Origin of the sequence: Ruegeria sp. HKCCD7559 (genome assembly GCF_013110575.1) — a bacterium.
In the GTDB taxonomy this organism is placed as follows: domain Bacteria; phylum Pseudomonadota; class Alphaproteobacteria; order Rhodobacterales; family Rhodobacteraceae; genus Ruegeria.
The window spans coordinates 74,129-89,383 of the sequence record NZ_WVQU01000008.1 but is presented as its reverse complement, the minus strand read 5'-3'; the positions used below and the strand labels follow the sequence as shown (position 1 = coordinate 89,383).

At 59.8% G+C, this 15,255-nt stretch carries 17 protein-coding genes; 3 read left to right on the top strand and 14 right to left on the bottom strand.

The window, feature by feature from the left end:
• Positions 1-9 precede the first annotated feature (9 nt).
• Entirely contained in the window at positions 10-1,173 is a 1,164-nt protein-coding gene (locus GS605_RS17735; protein ID WP_171637596.1) for a lytic murein transglycosylase, read from the top strand.
• 13 nt (positions 1,174-1,186) lie between these two features.
• Here the strand turns inward: GS605_RS17735 and GS605_RS17730 are convergent, their stop codons facing one another.
• The 5 genes from GS605_RS17730 to GS605_RS17710 form a co-directional block, all read right to left on the bottom strand.
• Entirely contained in the window at positions 1,187-1,984 is a 798-nt protein-coding gene (locus GS605_RS17730) for a class II glutamine amidotransferase (protein ID WP_171724841.1), read from the bottom strand.
• 134 nt (positions 1,985-2,118) lie between these two features.
• The gene (locus GS605_RS17725) at positions 2,119-2,469 is read right to left on the bottom strand and encodes a hypothetical protein (protein ID WP_171637600.1); all 351 of its coding nucleotides are present in this window, start codon (positions 2,467-2,469) and stop codon (positions 2,119-2,121) included.
• A 53-nt stretch (positions 2,470-2,522) separates the two neighbouring features.
• Entirely contained in the window at positions 2,523-5,978 is a 3,456-nt protein-coding gene (locus GS605_RS17720; protein WP_171724840.1) for a chromosome segregation SMC family protein, read from the bottom strand.
• A 140-nt stretch (positions 5,979-6,118) separates the two neighbouring features.
• Positions 6,119-6,571 (bottom strand): hypothetical protein, encoded by a 453-nt coding sequence (locus GS605_RS17715; RefSeq protein WP_245218195.1) that lies wholly within the window; start codon positions 6,569-6,571, stop codon positions 6,119-6,121.
• Positions 6,571-7,764, bottom strand: a complete 1,194-nt coding sequence (locus GS605_RS17710) for a PLP-dependent aminotransferase family protein (protein ID WP_171724839.1) — start codon at positions 7,762-7,764, stop codon at positions 6,571-6,573. Before GS605_RS17710 ends, GS605_RS17715 begins: the two co-directional genes overlap by 1 nt.
• A gap of 150 nt (positions 7,765-7,914) precedes the next feature.
• Between GS605_RS17710 and GS605_RS17705 the strand changes: the two genes are divergently transcribed.
• Complete coding sequence (locus GS605_RS17705) at positions 7,915-8,685, top strand: FadR/GntR family transcriptional regulator (protein WP_152457051.1); 771 nt, start codon at positions 7,915-7,917, stop codon at positions 8,683-8,685.
• 42 nt (positions 8,686-8,727) lie between these two features.
• Here the strand turns inward: GS605_RS17705 and GS605_RS17700 are convergent, their stop codons facing one another.
• The 6 genes from GS605_RS17700 to GS605_RS17675 all read right to left on the bottom strand — a co-directional run bounded on the left by GS605_RS17700 (position 8,728) and on the right by GS605_RS17675 (position 12,333).
• Positions 8,728-9,561 (bottom strand): hypothetical protein, encoded by an 834-nt coding sequence (locus tag GS605_RS17700; RefSeq protein ID WP_171724838.1) that lies wholly within the window; start codon positions 9,559-9,561, stop codon positions 8,728-8,730.
• Between the two features lie 201 nt (positions 9,562-9,762).
• Positions 9,763-10,323, bottom strand: a complete 561-nt coding sequence (locus GS605_RS17695) for a F0F1 ATP synthase subunit B (protein ID WP_152457049.1) — start codon at positions 10,321-10,323, stop codon at positions 9,763-9,765.
• Positions 10,324-10,328: 5 nt separating this feature from the next.
• Positions 10,329-10,880 carry a F0F1 ATP synthase subunit B' gene (locus GS605_RS17690; protein ID WP_171120301.1) on the bottom strand — a complete coding sequence of 184 codons (552 nt, stop codon included), beginning with the start codon at positions 10,878-10,880 and terminating at the stop codon, positions 10,329-10,331.
• Positions 10,881-10,966: 86 nt separating this feature from the next.
• Positions 10,967-11,191, bottom strand: coding sequence for a F0F1 ATP synthase subunit C (locus GS605_RS17685; protein ID WP_005981269.1), 225 nt, complete (start codon positions 11,189-11,191; stop codon positions 10,967-10,969).
• A 48-nt stretch (positions 11,192-11,239) separates the two neighbouring features.
• Positions 11,240-11,998, bottom strand: a complete 759-nt coding sequence (locus GS605_RS17680; protein WP_171637610.1) for a F0F1 ATP synthase subunit A — start codon at positions 11,996-11,998, stop codon at positions 11,240-11,242.
• Between the two features lie 2 nt (positions 11,999-12,000).
• A complete protein-coding gene (locus tag GS605_RS17675; protein WP_171637611.1) occupies positions 12,001-12,333 on the bottom strand; it encodes an AtpZ/AtpI family protein in 333 nt (110 codons plus the stop codon).
• 231 nt (positions 12,334-12,564) lie between these two features.
• Between GS605_RS17675 and GS605_RS17670 the strand changes: the two genes are divergently transcribed.
• On the top strand, positions 12,565-12,900 hold the full coding sequence (locus tag GS605_RS17670) for a metalloregulator ArsR/SmtB family transcription factor (protein WP_171724837.1): 336 nt from the start codon (positions 12,565-12,567) through the stop codon (positions 12,898-12,900).
• Here GS605_RS17670 and GS605_RS17665 read toward each other — a convergent pair.
• The 3 genes from GS605_RS17665 to GS605_RS17655 all read right to left on the bottom strand — a co-directional run bounded on the left by GS605_RS17665 (position 12,897) and on the right by GS605_RS17655 (position 15,226).
• Positions 12,897-13,310 (bottom strand): universal stress protein, encoded by a 414-nt coding sequence (locus tag GS605_RS17665; protein ID WP_171724836.1) that lies wholly within the window; start codon positions 13,308-13,310, stop codon positions 12,897-12,899. The two genes, GS605_RS17670 and GS605_RS17665, sit on opposite strands and share 4 nt — an antisense overlap.
• Before the next feature lie 126 nt (positions 13,311-13,436).
• On the bottom strand, positions 13,437-14,351 hold the full coding sequence (locus GS605_RS17660) for a DMT family transporter (RefSeq protein WP_171724835.1): 915 nt from the start codon (positions 14,349-14,351) through the stop codon (positions 13,437-13,439).
• Positions 14,348-15,226: a LysR family transcriptional regulator gene (locus GS605_RS17655; protein ID WP_152457042.1), complete on the bottom strand. Its 879-nt coding sequence runs from the start codon at positions 15,224-15,226 to the stop codon at positions 14,348-14,350. The genes GS605_RS17660 and GS605_RS17655 overlap by 4 nt, the downstream gene beginning before the upstream one ends.
• Positions 15,227-15,255: the final 29 nt, after the last annotated feature.

Here is a 15,255-nt window from a genome sequence, read left to right as displayed (position 1 = left end):
ACATTTGTCATGCGTTTTCTTTCCGGCCTGATCGCCGCCACCCTGTTTGCCCAACCTGCCCTGGCCCAATGTGGTGGCGGCTTCAATTCCTTTGTCAAAGGGCTAAAGGCCGAGGCCACGCAGCAAGGCTTTGACAAATCCACCGTGAACGCGTTTTTCAAAGGCGTGCAGCAGGACAGCGCCGTGCTGAAGGCCGATCGGGCGCAAGGGGTGTTTCAGAAACCCTTTATCGAGTTTTCCCGTCGTCTGATTTCGCAAAACCGGATCGAACGCGGGCAGGCGATGTCGCGCAAATACGACGCGGTGTTTGACCGGATCGAAAAGCAGTACGGAATCTCACGCGGGGTGTTGCTGGCCTTCTGGGCGTTCGAGACCGATTACGGATCATTTCAGGGCGACTTCAACACCCGCAATGCGCTGGTGACGTTGGCCCATGACTGCCGTCGCCCCGACCTGTTCCGCCCTCAAATCTTCGCCGCCATCGAACTTTATCAGAATGGTGATTTCGACCCGGCCCGCACAACGGGCGCATGGGCCGGCGAAATCGGTATGGTCCAGATGCTGCCGCAGGACATTCTTGAAAACGGTGTCGATGGTGACGGCGACGGGCATGTCCGCCTGAAAACCTCGGCCCCCGATGCACTGATGTCTGGCGCCAAGATGCTGTCGCATCTGGGCTGGCGCGCAGGCGAACCGTGGCTGCAAGAGGTCACGGTGCCCGCGCAGATGGACTGGTCGCTGTCCGGCCCCGGCAAGCCCCGGTCGGTGGCCGATTGGCAGGCCATGGGCGTTCAGGCACGCAGCGGGTCGCTGGCAAACCTGCCTGCCTCGCTGATCCTGCCCCAGGGGCACCAGGGCCCGGCCTTTCTGGCCTATCCGAATTTCGACGTCTATTTCGAATGGAACCAGAGCTTTGTTTATGTATTGACCGCCGCCTATTTCGGGACACGTCTGGAAGGGGCACAGATCTATGATGCCGGCAATCCCGCACAGGGTCTGAACGGTGCACAGATGAAGCAGCTGCAAAGCAAGCTTCAGGCCAAGGGGTATGACGTTGGCAAGGTCGACGGGATCCTGGGCGCTGGCACGCGGGCGGCCGTGCAGGCGGAACAGAAGCGGCTTGGCCTGCCGGCCGATGCATGGCCGACAGTGGATCTGTTAAACCGGCTTTAGGCGGCAACCACGCTTACGCGACCCATTCCCGTTGCTGCGGAACACAGGGCGCAAAGGCGTGCGTCGTCACCGTGGCACCCTCGGTTTCGATTGCCGTGTTGGGCTGTATCTCGAGCCATCCCTCGTTGTTGGCATCCAATGGCTCGGACGAAATGATGATACCGTCTTTGCAGGCCTTGTAGTGCAAGCTGGGGGCAAACCGATCCGAGGCATAACGGGCCGCAAAAACCCGTTTGCCGTCCGACCAGCAGGCGGCAAACCGAAGATAGGGTGATGCTCCGCGGCGCCTGGAAAGGGCTTCGACCCGACCGACCGCACGGGCCATTGCACCCACAGGATCGGTGTCCAGCCCTTCGCCATGAGCGATGAGAAAGATCGCCTCGCTCTCGGTTGCGCCCATACGATGCTGGTACAGATGCGCCGGGATCATGGCATCAAGCTCTTGCCGGATTCCTTCATGACCCCCGGCCTGACCGTTATGCATGAAACTCCACCTGCCGACGCCAAAGGGGTGACAGTTGTTGCGCGAGGTCGCCGTACCGGTCGAGGCCCGTACATGGGCCAGAAACAGCCGGGATTTCGTGTGATGCGCCAATTGCTTCAGATTAGCATCGGACCACGCCGGATGGGTGTCCTTGTAAAAACACGGCGTATCACGATCAGAATACCATGCCAGACCGAACCCATCCGCGTTTATCGGCGTTTTTCCGATCAGTGCATTTCGGCTTTGAATGACAAGCGATTGTTCTTGCTCAAGGACCAGTTCGTCCAGGTATCGCTGCCGCCCAACCCAAGCCAAGAATCGGCACATTGCCTGTCTCCGTCCGTCAGTGAAAATTTTCGGGACAATACCACCTTGGTTATCAGATTTTCTCCCATACATTATCTGATTTTTCGGATTTCCCCTATCAAATGCGCAGAAACTGCAAGAATCTCAGATCAATTTCACTTACTACGCACCGGATACCGATCGCCTTTTTCGTCAATCAGGATCAACCTGTCCCCGTTGCGTACGTACAAATCGCATCGGCTGAACCCATTGCGGTAAGCGATGCACACGCTGCCATCATCGGCAATCGCGTAAGTTCCAAAGGCAGAATCTCCGCTTGCATATGTATAGGAATAGGCGCCCCCGGCCGAGAATTTGGCCTGTCCGTCGTCGAAAAAGGTCAGCGTCTGCCCCGCCAAAGCATCAAGCTCTGCGGCTGTAAGGGGCGTATCCCCGGTTTTGACGGGCCAGTCGGCTGCAAAGACAGGGCCGGCGGCGATGAGGGCGGGGATCAGAAAGCGCGTCATGCGCTCAGGTTAGCGCGATAAAGCCGCAATCGTCATAAATTTGCAGTGAGCGGTCAGGCGACCATCTGTTCGGCCTTCTTCAGATCGACCGAAACCAGCTGGCTGACGCCCTGTTCCTGCATGGTGACACCGAACAGGCGATCCATGCGCGCCATCGTCACCGCATGGTGAGTGATGATCAGGAACCGCGTGTCAGTTTGGCGGCACATCTCGTCCAGCAGATCACAGAAACGCGTCACGTTTGCATCATCTAGAGGCGCATCAACCTCGTCCAGCACGCAGATCGGAGCTGGATTGGCAAGGAAGACGCCGAAAATCAGCGCGGTCGCCGTCAGGGTCTGTTCTCCGCCCGACAGCAGGCTGAGAGTCGACAGTTTCTTGCCAGGCGGCTGGCACATGATCTCAAGGCCCGCATCCAGCGGGTCGTCACTTTCGACCATCACAAGATTGGCCTCGCCACCCCCAAATAGATGCTTGAACAGCATCGCAAAGTTTGAATTCACCTGTTCAAACGCAGTCAGCAACCGCTCGCGCCCTTCGCGGTTGAGGCTAGCGATCCCGCTGCGCAGCGCCTTGATTGCCTCTTCCAGATCGGCTTTTTCGCTGCTGAGCGTATCGAATTCTTCCTGAACTTCCTTGCTGTCTTCCTCGGCCCTCAGGTTCACGGCCCCCATCGCGTCGCGCTGACGTTTGTGACGGTTCACTTCGGATTCCAGAACGTCCGCAGCTGGCATCTGGTCGGGGTTCACGTCCAGCTGGTTCAGCAATTGGTTTGGGGTCAGTTGCTGATCCTCGGCAATCCGTTCGGCCGCCGCGACAACACTTTCCTTGGCCGCGTCACAACGCGCCTCGGCCGCGGCACGGCTTTCGCGCGCTTCTGATGCCAGACGCTCGGCCTCCCGTTCGGCCAGAACGATTTCACGGTGCATAGCCTCGGCTTCGGCCAATTTGTCGGCGGCTTCGGCGCGCCGTGCTTCGGCAGCTTCGATCTGTTCGTTCAGCTCCTCACGCGCCTCGGCGATTTCGCCGGGCATGGCCATGGCCTCCGTCAGCTCTTCTTCCGAACTTTCCTTGCGCTCGGCAAGTTCGGAAATCCGCTTTTCAGCCGTTTCCAAACGGTGGCGCCACCCGCTGAGATCTTTCGCGACCTCCTGGGTGCGACGCGTGCGGGCGTCCCCCTCACGGCGCAGCTCGTCATGGGTCGAGCGGTGGGTCAGCATGGTGATCCGCGCCGCCTCGACCGTCTGCTTGATGTCTTCGACCTGCGCGCGGGCACTGTCCAGATCACCCAGACCGGCCAAAGCCGCTTCGGCCTCGCGCAGTTGCGCGCGGGCGGCCATGGCGTCGTCCTTGTGGCGGTCAACGGCGAGGGTCAGGGTTTCCAGCTTGCCCTGGGCCAGATTGCGGTCGGCCTCGGCCCGCGACAGTGCGCGCGCGGTTTCGGCCATGCGCTGATCAGCAGCACGGCGGGCCTCACGCGCGCGCCGGTCTGCTTCGGTCACGTCCGCCAATTGCTGAGACAGCGCCTCATGCGCGGCCCGGGCACCGTCAGCCTGTGCTTCGGCACGGGCAAGGTCCTGTTTCAGTGCTTCCAGCCTGTTGAGCTGCTCCAACCGCAAAGCAGCAGCACTTGGCGCGTCTTCGGCCCAGGCACGGAACCCGTCCCAGCGCCAAAGGTCGCCCGAGCGGGACACGAGCCGCTGGCCCGGCTTCAGCGATGCCTGCAACCGTCCGCCCTGATCCGCATCTACCAACCCGATCTGCGCAATGCGTCGGCTGAGACGATCGGGGCCCGATACATGAAGCGCCAGAGGCTCGGCCCCTTCAGGCAATGGCTGGTCGCTGTCATATCCAGCCACCTGCACCCAGCCGGATGGCCCGTCACCCTCGACCAGCGGCGCGCGAAGATCGTCGGCCAGAGCAGCACCCAAAGCCTTTTCATAGCCGGGTTCGACGCGCAGCAGGTCCAGCACCTGACCGCCTTCCGCCGTGTCGCGCTCCACCAGCTTGGCCAGCGCCGTGGTTTCGGCCCGGATCGCGCCCAGCTCGCCTTCTGCCTCGGACCGTCTTGCCCGGGCCTCGGCTTCGCGCGCTTGCGTTTCGTTGCGCAGTTCATCCGCCGCGGCAAGCGCCTCTTCGGCGGCTTCCACCGCTTCACGGGCTTCTTCTTCGCCCGATTGGGCGTCTTCAAACGCCTCGCTGGCGCGGATCAGGGCCGTCTTGGCCTCGTCCACGGCTTTCCGGGCTTCTTCTTCTTCACTCTCGGATCGAGCCAGTGTCTTGCGACTGTCTTCGACCAGACGCTGGGCGGACTGGTGCCGGGCGACAAGACGGGCCATATCCTCGGTTTGCTGCGACAGGTGGTCTTCGCGTTCCTGTAAGATCGAGGCTGCCTCGCGGGCGATTTCCGCCGCTTCGGCCACTTTCTCATCGTGACCTTCTGCTGCCTTGGCCAATTCGCGCGCTTCCCATTCCAGCCGTTCAATCATTTGTCCCGCATCGCGGTTCAGACCGGCTTCGCGTTCGATATCGTTGGCCAGCTGCTGAATCCGGTTGGTCAGCGTCTCGATCGTTTGACGGGCGCGGGTTTCCTGATCGGACAATTGATCGCGCTGCACCTGCTGGCGTTGCAGCACGGCGGCGGCAATGGCCTCCTCCTCGCGCAGCGGCGGCAGGGTTTCCTCGATCTCGGCACGTTTTGCGGCGGCGGCGCGGGCTTCAGCCTCGGCACGGGAGGCTTCGGTGATCCGCTCACGGAGTTTTTCTTCGGCCTGCTGGCGGGCCATGTCGGCCTCTTTCCAACGTCGATAAAGCAGCATCCCCTCGGCCTGACGCAGCTGTTCGCCAATTTCACGATAGCGGGCCGCCTGACGGGCCTGACGCGCAAGCTGGGCCAGTTGTCCGCCCAACTGCTCCAGCACGTCATCGACGCGGGTCAGGTTGGCTTCGGTGCCTTTCAGCTTGAGCTCGGCCTCATGGCGACGCTGATACAGGCCCGAGATCCCGGCGGCCTCTTCCAGAATGCGCCGACGGGCACGCGGCTTGGCGTTGATCAGTTCGGCAATGCGGTTCTGCCCGACCAAAGCGGGCGAATGCGCACCGGTCGAAGCATCCGCAAACAACATCTGCACATCGCGCGCGCGCACATCCTTGCCGTTGGTCTTGTAGGCGCTGCCCACATCGCGGGTGATGCGGCGAACGATTTCGAGTTGATCGCTGTCGTTGAACCCTGACGGTGCCAGACGTTCCGAGTTGTCCATCGTCAGGACAACTTCGGCAAAGTTGCGCGCGGGTCGCGTGGCGGCCCCGGCAAAGATCACGTCTTCCATCGCGCCACCGCGCATGGATTTGGGGCGGTTTTCGCCCATCACCCAACGCAAAGCTTCCAGAAGGTTGGATTTGCCGCAACCATTCGGGCCCACCACACCGGTCAACCCGTCCGCGATGATCAAATCGGTCGGATCAACAAAGCTTTTGAAGCCGGTCAGTTTGAGCTTGCTGAAACGCAATGGCTGCGTGTCCCATGATTCCTGTGCATTGGAAGTCTGCGCAAGGGATGGGGTCCGAGTCAACGGAGTTGCGCAGGATATGGGATATCACGCCAAGTTATCCACAACATCTTGCCGAAATACGCAAGAACGCGCGCATCTCAATATGGGGTGCATTCAAAGACCTGATACCCGTTTTCCCCACCGACGTTTTCATAAAGACCAAAGTCGATGCATTCGTAATTAGGGGTCGAGACGGCCGTCAGCAAAAGCCGCTCACCCGCATCGCGGTCACACCCCAAAACCCCAACGGTCACGGCTGCGTCCCCCAGCACGTCCAGGATCGGACATCCCGAAACCTGCGCCATCGCCAAAGCGGCGCGATCCCGGACCGGGCCCAGCCGAGGGGCGTATTGCGCGTTGATCCGCACAGCCTCGGCCAGGTCGCCGCGCACACGCACGTCGAACACACTGCCATTCACAGCCACGCGCGTGGCGGGAACGTCGCGGAAATGCGGGGTCCCGGCGGCGCAGGCGGCCAGCAGGAGCGGAGCGAGAAACCGGATCATGCCGCAGAGTTGCAGCATTTTGGTTAACAGAACCTTTCCGAACATCAGGCCCGCAGCACCTCTCCCAGCCGGCGAATACCTTCGCGGATTGTCGCCTCGTCAGAATTCGAAAAACTGAGACGGATCGTGTTTGCCCCGCTGCCATCCGGGAAGAACGCCTGCCCCGGAACAAATGCTACTTTGACGGTGTCCAGCGCACGCGCCAGCAGGTCAGAGCCAACCATCCCCTCGGGCAACGTGACCCAGATGAACATCCCCCCTTCGGGACGTGTCCAATTCACCCCGTCAGGCATATGCTGTTCCATCGCGTTCAGCATCACATCACGACGGGCGCGATAGACGTTTCGTACTTTCGGAATATGGGTGTCGAAACAGGCCTGCGCCACCTGATGCACGGCCATCTGGTTGATGGTCGCGGAATGAAGGTCCGCTGCCTGTTTCAGCAGCACCATCTGGGAAATGACTGGCTTGGACGCAACGACCCATCCCATACGCAAACCCGGCGACAGCGTTTTCGAGAAACTGCCGCAATAGATCGTCCGACAGTCCTCGATTGACCCTTTGCGGGCCTGCTCCAATGACAGTATGGGTGGGATCGGGTCCCCGTCATAGCGCAGAGCCTGATAGGCTCCGTCCTCTATCAACGCGCAATCCAGTTCCTCGGCCAGATCCAGCAAAGCCTCTCTGCCCTGCAAGTCCACGGTTTCTCCTGTCGGGTTCGCAAAATCCGCCGACAGATAGGCAAATTTCACTGCGCCTTCGCCCGCTGCGGCCTTGTATTCCTTGGCCCCCTGATTGCCATTGAGCCGGTCAAAGCGCGGCTCGTAGGCGTTGAATGCCGCCAGCGCACCCAGATAAGTGGGCCACCCGACCAGGGCCGTGTCGCCGGGGGACAGGAACAGCTTGCCCAGATAGTCCAGCGCCTGCTGCGACCCCGAGGTGATCAGGATGTTGTCGATGTCACAGGACACCCCGATTTCGCGCATGTGATGCGCCAGCCACTGCCGCAATGGGACATAGCCTTCGCTGACCGAATATTGCAGCGCCTGCGCTTGAAAATCCGGCCCCATAGCCTGCTGAAACGCCTGTGCAAACGCATCGGCGGGAAACAATGCGGGATCAGGAATCCCACCGGCAAAGGAAATGATGCCGGGTTGGTCGAGCAGCTTCAGCAATTCGCGGATCTCTGACGCTTTCATTCGCGAGGCCCGGGTGGCAAACAAAGGGTGTTGGGACATGAGGCTCCTCCGATCTCAATTCGGTGCAGCCTAAGCTCTCCCCCATTAAGGTCAATATTGCTGATCTAATTAATCAGCGGATGCGACCGGGGATTCTTGAACAGTACCGGCGTCCATGGTCAAATGAGTTGACCACTTTCGGAAGATGAGATGCCATTTCACAAAGTTCAGACGGAAAAGCTGTCGCTCGCAGTTGTTCGCCAGATCGAGCTTTTGATCCTGCGAGGCATCCTGCGCCCCGGCGAGCGCCTGCCATCCGAGCGGGAGTTGGCAGAACGCATGGGCGTTTCGCGCCCGTCCCTGCGAGATGCAATTTCTGACCTTCAGGAACAGGGGCTTTTGACTGCGAAAGCCGGATCCGGGATCTATGTGGCCGAGGTTCTGGGCTCTGCCTTTTCACCGGCACTGATCCGTCTGTTCGGCAGCCATGAAGAAGCTGTATTCGATTACCTGTCCTTTCGCCGTGACATGGAAGGGCTGGCGGCGGAACGAGCCGCGCGCCTGGGATCAGACAGCGACCTGAAGGTCGTTCAGGCGATCTTTGACAAGATGCAGGCGGCCCACAACCGAAACGCTGCGAATGACGAGGCGCAGCTGGACGCCGAATTCCACATGGCCATCATCGAAGCCAGCCACAATGTGGTGATGCTGCACATGATGCGGTCGATGTATGACCTTCTGGTGCAGGGGGTGTTCTACAACCGTCAGACCATGTTCCGTCAGCGCGCCACCCGCGAGGCTATCCTGGACCAGCACCGCGCCATCAATGCGGCGCTGCAAGAGCGTGATCCCCTGGCCGCCCGAAATGCAATCGAACGCCATTTGGATTTTGTGGAACGCTGTATGGCGGACCAGCAAAAGGCCGATCGAAACGAAGCTATTGCGCAACAAAGGCTGCAACACGAAACCGGGCGGGGCTGAGCGCGGCCCCGATTTTGCAGACTAGGCAGGGCAAGGCCGGGACTAGGCAGCGCCCGACGCGGCTGGCAGCAGATGTCGGGGGAACGGCGCGCCGCTGCCTTCCCCCAAACGGTCCTCAGCGGCCAGTGTCGTCAGCGCCGGGTCGATGAACAGCCTTGCGCCGCGATCTCTCAGATGTTTGTGCAGCATTACATGTTCGCACACCTGTTGGCCTTTTTCGTCCCGGCAAGAATAGCGCAACCCTCGCAGCGCGCGGGATTTGTACAACCCGGCACCGCCGAATGCGCTGTCGACCGGGATTAGGGGCGTATCGGCAGGAATGTGGAACTGGCGGTCAAAAACAGCGGACTTCATGACAGACCGGCGCCATTTGCGACGCCCGAACAGCGGCCTGCGCGTGCTTTGAATGCGTTGCCATACGTCCTCATCACACCAACCCGAACAACGCAGGGCGTGGATATCATCATATGCTGGTTTGGGGTTGGCGAAAACGCCCTCCCACAACGGGGCGACCCGCTGTGCTGCTGTCAGAACCGCCTGAGCATCCAGGCAGGTATTCGGACCATCCAGATCCAACACCAGCGTCAACTCCAGATCCCTGTCCTGATCCTCGAGTTTTTTGAGAACTGCATTTCTGGCCGCCGTGATACGCTCGACCCGGTTTGGCAATTTTGACGCAAGACCATCCAGTCGCAGGATATCGACATGCCTGTTTTGCACCGCATAGTCGGACAACACCTGATCCGTACCGTCCGTGTTGTCGTTCGTGGCAATGGTGACGGTGAACCGGTGCAACTGCGCAGACAGGTTTTCGATCCTGTTGATCGTGTCGATCAGAGCCGACCCGCCATTTCGGACGACGCCGACAATATTCATCGAAACTGCGTTGCCTGACACCGCTTGTCTTTCCCTGTTGTTTTCACGCCCCCATCAGGGCGCTCCTATCAACCTGATCCCCGGCAGGTCGTAGGATTCGGAGTGTTCCAAACAACAGAAACAGAAGCACGGTAAAAACAAAAGACCCGACAGCCAAAAGCTCTCGGGTCGTCTGTATCACGTGTCTGTCGGGGTCACCCGTCAGTGCAGCTTGGCATCCACATCTGCAATCGATGCATCGATCAGCTTGTTGGCCTGCGCTGCGGTCATTTGCTTTGCCAGAACCGAGCTGGCCGCCGAAACCGCAACCGAAACGGCCTGATCACGCACTTCCTTCAGTGCAGACGCTTCGGCCGAAGCGATCTGGTCCTGAGCTGCGGCCAGACGACGTTCGATCGACTTTTCCAAGTCAGCTTTCGCCTGTTCTGCTGCCAAGGCCGCGTCTTCCTTCGCTGCCGCGACAATCGCATCGGCCTGCCCCTGAACTTCACGCTGCTTGCGCTCGTACGAGGCCAGCAAACTGCGGGCTTCTTCATGCAGAGCACGGGCTTCGTCCAGTTCGGATTTGATGCCTTCGGCACGTTTGTCCAGCGCACCGCCGATCATACCGGGTACCTTGAAATAGAACAGGACCGCGATGAAGACGATGAAGCCCAGAAGGACGACAAAGTCGGTATTGCCAAGCGAGAAGAACGGGCCGCTTGCAGCCAGCGCGGGGCTGGCGGCACCAACGGTCAGGATAAGGGCAAGAGTGTTCCGCATGTCACTTATCCTTTCGTCTGTGCGTCTACTGCACTGTTGATGGCTTTGGCATCTGCCTCGCCGCCCAGTGCGGTGACCAGTTCAGCCGCCGTATCCTTGGCAACCACTTGAATGCTTTCCAGCGCACCGGCACGGATTTCGGCGATTGCCTTTTCCGATTCAGCCGCCTTGGCAGCGATTTCCGCATCCGCCTTGGCAATCGCATCATCCAGACCTGCCTGGATTTCCGCACGTGCTTCGGCAGCGATACGCTGCGCTTCGGCACGGGCATCGGCCAGCGCCTTGTTATAGGCCTCTTCGGCCTCGACCGCCTTGGCCTTCAGATCTTCGGCCGCAGCCAGGTCATTTGTAATGGTCCCCTGACGTTCAGCCAGGATTGCCGCGATGCGGGGCAGAGCCACGCGGGACAGGACCAGAAAGATGACGACCAGCGTAATGACCAGCCAGAAAATCTGGTTGGGGAACCAATCGAAGCAGAGCTGTGGCATCCCGATGGCAGAGCCATAGGAGTCGACGCACGAGCCAGCTACCTCTTTTGTAAGGGGTTCAGTCGCCATGATATCCTCCGTCGGAAACGTGTCTTTACAACAGGTGGGCCGCTATGGCTTGGACCCACCTGCGCGTAAGGATCAGGTTCCGCAGATTATACGGCGAACATCAGCAGCAGCGAGACCAGGAATGCGAAGATCCCCAGGGCTTCTGCGAACGCGATACCGATGAAGAGGGTTGCGGTCTGCGAAGCAGCCGCCGAAGGGTTGCGCAGGGCGCCGGCCAGGAAGTTGCCTGCAACGTTGCCCACCCCGATTGCGGCTGCGCCGGAACCGATTGCTGCCAGGCCTGCGCCGATGTGTGCGAGATCGCCTTCCATGATGTGTCTCCTTACGAATTGGAAGTTTCGATGTTGGGGTATCGGACCTTAGTGCGAAGGATGCAGCGCATCTTTCAGATAAACACAGGTCAGAATGGTGAATACGTAGGCCTGAATGAAGGCCACCAGGACCTCAAGACCATACATTGCAGTGATCGCCAGAACCGACACGGGCGAGATCACGGCAATCGCGGCGAAGCCTGCGAAAACCTTGATAACCGCGTGACCTGCCATGACGTTACCGGCAAGACGGATGGAGTGGCTGACAGGGCGTACGAAGTACGAGATCAGCTCGATGAGCGCCAGGATCGGGCGCAGCGCCAGAGGCGCGCTGGAGACCCAAAACAGGCCCAGGAATGCGGCGCCGTTCTTCACGAAACCCAGCACGGTCACGGTCAGGAACACAGCCAGCGCCAGCGGGATGGTCACGGCGAAATGCGACGTGGTGGTGAACGAGGTCGGGATCAGCCCCAGGAAGTTTGCGCAGACGATGAACATGAACAAAGTCATGACATAGGGGAAGTATTTCACGCCCTCCTTGCCGCAGATGTCTTCCAGCATCTTGTAGATGAAGCCATAGGCCAGCTCGGCCACCGACTGCATACGGGTCGGAACGATGGCGCGTTTCGAAGTGGGCAGCACCAGCAGAGCGATTATGGCCAGCACCGCAAAGAACAACCACAGGGTCACGTTGGTGACCGTGAACATGCCTACTGCACCGTCGCCGAACAGCGGCTTGACGATGAACTGATCCATCGGGTGGAATACCAGGCTGCTGCCTTCTGCTGCGGTGGTCTCGGTTGCCACGTTCAGTCCCTCTCGTCCTTCTCGGCAGCCGTTGCCGCCGTTTGTTTCTCTTGAGCCTCTTTCGCGCTGCGGAGCATAACCTTCACGCCCGCGACAAGGCCCAGCAATGTAAACAGCACCAGAAAGATCGGGATCGTCCCGAGCAGGCTGTCCAGCCCGTATCCGATGCCAAATCCGATCCCCAGACCGGATACCATTTCGATGACCATCCGCCAGGCAAGCTCGCCCCCGGACACGTCAGCATCCGCACGAGGTTTTGGCGCTTTGGCCTTTTTCGCCGCTTCGATCTTGGCCTCAAGCTGCGCCATACGCTGCTTTTGGTCATCATCGGTCACGGGCGTTTCCCTCGTACAATCTTGGGCATGGTGCTAAGGCGCGAAGCGCCCAGAGTCAACGACCTTGAATGCCCTCATTGACGCAGCCTAAAGCATTGAAAGTATTATGATTTTAGGAAGTCACAAGGCGTGTCATTGGTTTCGAGGGCCACCGTTGCGCCGCCAAGGCCCTGAATCCACATATTCAACCAAATGGTTGACCAATCCCGGCAGCTATGGTTGAGCGGACGCATGTCCAACGATCTCGACACTGTCTTTGCAGCCCTCGCCGACCCCACCCGCCGCGCCATTCTGGCGATGCTGCTGGAGGATGACATGGCGGTGACGGATGTGGCCGAACCGTTCGAGATGTCGCTGGCGGCGATTTCCAAACACCTGGTCATACTGACCAAGGCCGGTCTGATCAGTCAGGAAAAACGCGGGCGGGTAAAATGGTGCAAGCTGGAACCCGACGCCTTGCGCACCGCTTCGGTCTGGATGCAGGGGTTCGGACAATTCGAGCCCGTCAATCTGGACGCGTTCGAACGGTTTCTGGAAGCTGAACTGCCAAAGTCGGGCGAGGCCTAGCGCACCACAAAAACAGACATGCTGGCGTGTTTCGCCAGATAACCGGCGTGGCTGGAAAAAATATAGTCGGTGATCCGGGGCGCGTGGGTGCCGACAATGACCAGATCTGCGCCGATCTTCTCGGCCGCGCGGGTCAGATCGCTGTCCACCTCTGCGGCAACGTCGACCGAGTGGATTTTGCGCATGGAAACGTCTGATCCACTTTCTGCGGCCAACTGTTCGGTGAACTCCGCCAACTCCTTGTCGATCTCGGCCTCGGTTTCCGAGGATTCACCCATATGAGCCCCGGTAACGCTGACCAGAGTGATTTTGGCGCCCTGCCATTTTGCAACCTGCGCGGCAACATCGGCTGCTTTGCGAACTTCGGGCGGTAGATGCCGGTCAACCGGCAACATGATATGTTTGAACATGATCTCCTCCATTTGCCTGCCAAAGAGGTTATGGAAAGGCCCACAGGGGCGCCTTGATCTGGCTCAACAAATTCCACCTCTGGAATGCATCTAGGATCTGTCGGGTTTTTCCAGCGAAGACATGGCTTATTCCACGGCGCGGCGAACAGGCACCGAGGGCGGGACTTCCTCTTTCAACAACATCAGCAGGGCGATGATTGTCAGCGCCACACCACCCAGGATCAAACCGGTTGGCACGCCTTTGCCCAGCGCAATCTCCCACAGAATGACCCAGCTGGGAACCAGGTAGGTATAGGCCATGACCTTGGCCGACGGCAGCCGCAAAGAAGAAAACTGCACCAGCACGAAGCTGGCTGCCGTTGCAAATAACGAAATATAGAACAGACCGATCCAGACAATAGCCGGAAGCCCGGCCCAATCGGTTGCCATCAGGTCCGACCAGCCGAAGACGACCAACAACAGACACCCGGCGACCAGCGTACCGAAGGTGAATACCACGGCGGGCTCTCCTCGGTTCAGCTTGCGTATCATGGGCGTATAGATCGCATGGGCGACGCAGCCCCAGAAATAGATGATTTCGCCGCCACCGATTTCAAAGGCGCGGAACATTTGCCAATCGGCCCGAAAAATCACCCAAAGCGCCCCCACAGCGCCAATGGTCAGGGCCAGCGCCATGCGCGGAGTCGTGATCTGGCGCAACAAGACCCAACCGGCCATGGCAGAGACAACTGGTGTCAGGGTGAACACCGCCGCCGCACTGACAGGTGGGGCGGTTTGCAACCCATAGAACATCAGGACGAAATAGGTGGCGAACAAAGCCCCGAGCACCAGATAGCGCCAAGGGGCCTGCGCGGCGCTGCGCGGCAGGCCGGTTGTCGCCAGTGCGGCCAAACCAATCACGGCAGCCGCAATCGCAAAGCGAACCGCATTCAGGGCGGCTGGCGCGATTTCGTTGGCGATCATGGACCCCAACGAAAAGCTGCCTGCCACAAGGGCTGAAAAGGCAAGCATGGCCAGATGGCCACGCATCTGCGGGCTCATGGCTGCCAGCCTTTGGCTTCTTCCTTCAGAAAGCTCAGGAACGCCTGTACCTTGGTGGTGCGGTGCAAATCCACGTGGGTCACCAGCCACAGATTGCCGAACCATTCCGGCAGCGGATCAATCACCTCGACCAGATTGTCGTGGCGGGCAGCCTCCCAACGGGCCATGAAGCCGATGCCGGCACCGGCCAGGACGGCCTCGCGCATGCAGAAGTTGTTGGTACAGCGGAAGGTGATGCGATCGGCGGGTACCGTCGCGCGCAGCCAGCGTGTGAACGGCGCGCGGCTGGTCTCATCATCGGAACTGACGAAGTGATGGCGTGCAAAATCTTCGATTCCGGATGGCTTGCCGAACCGTTCGATGTACGAGGCGCTGGCATAAAGACCAACTTCCTCTTGTCGGAAAGGCTGGACGACATTGTCGGGTTGATCAGGGGCCGATCCGGCGCGGATCGCCACATGCGCCTCACCGTATTCCAACCGGAACAGCCGGTCGCCCGTCAGGTATCGCACGATCAGGTCCGGATGCATCTTTTGAAACGCGGTGAGCGTCGGCACCACCAACGGGGCAAGAGACCCCAGGGATGTCACGACCAATTCACCCGAGACATCGTCTCCGCGTCCCTTCATCCGGCCGACAAGCTGGTTGAACTGATCTTCGGTCGCCTGGGCCACACGCAACAGATCGTCGCCTGCTTCGGTCGGCGTATACCCACGGGCATGGCGCTGGAACAGTTTGACACCCAATCGCGCCTCGATCGCATCAATGTGACGGATCACGGTGGCGTGGTGAACACCCAGAACCTCTGCCGCGCCGCTGACCGTCCCCATGCGTGCCACCTGATAGGCGGTTCTCACTTCATCCCAATTATCCATGGCAATGTCGTCACTGTGCAATTTCCAAC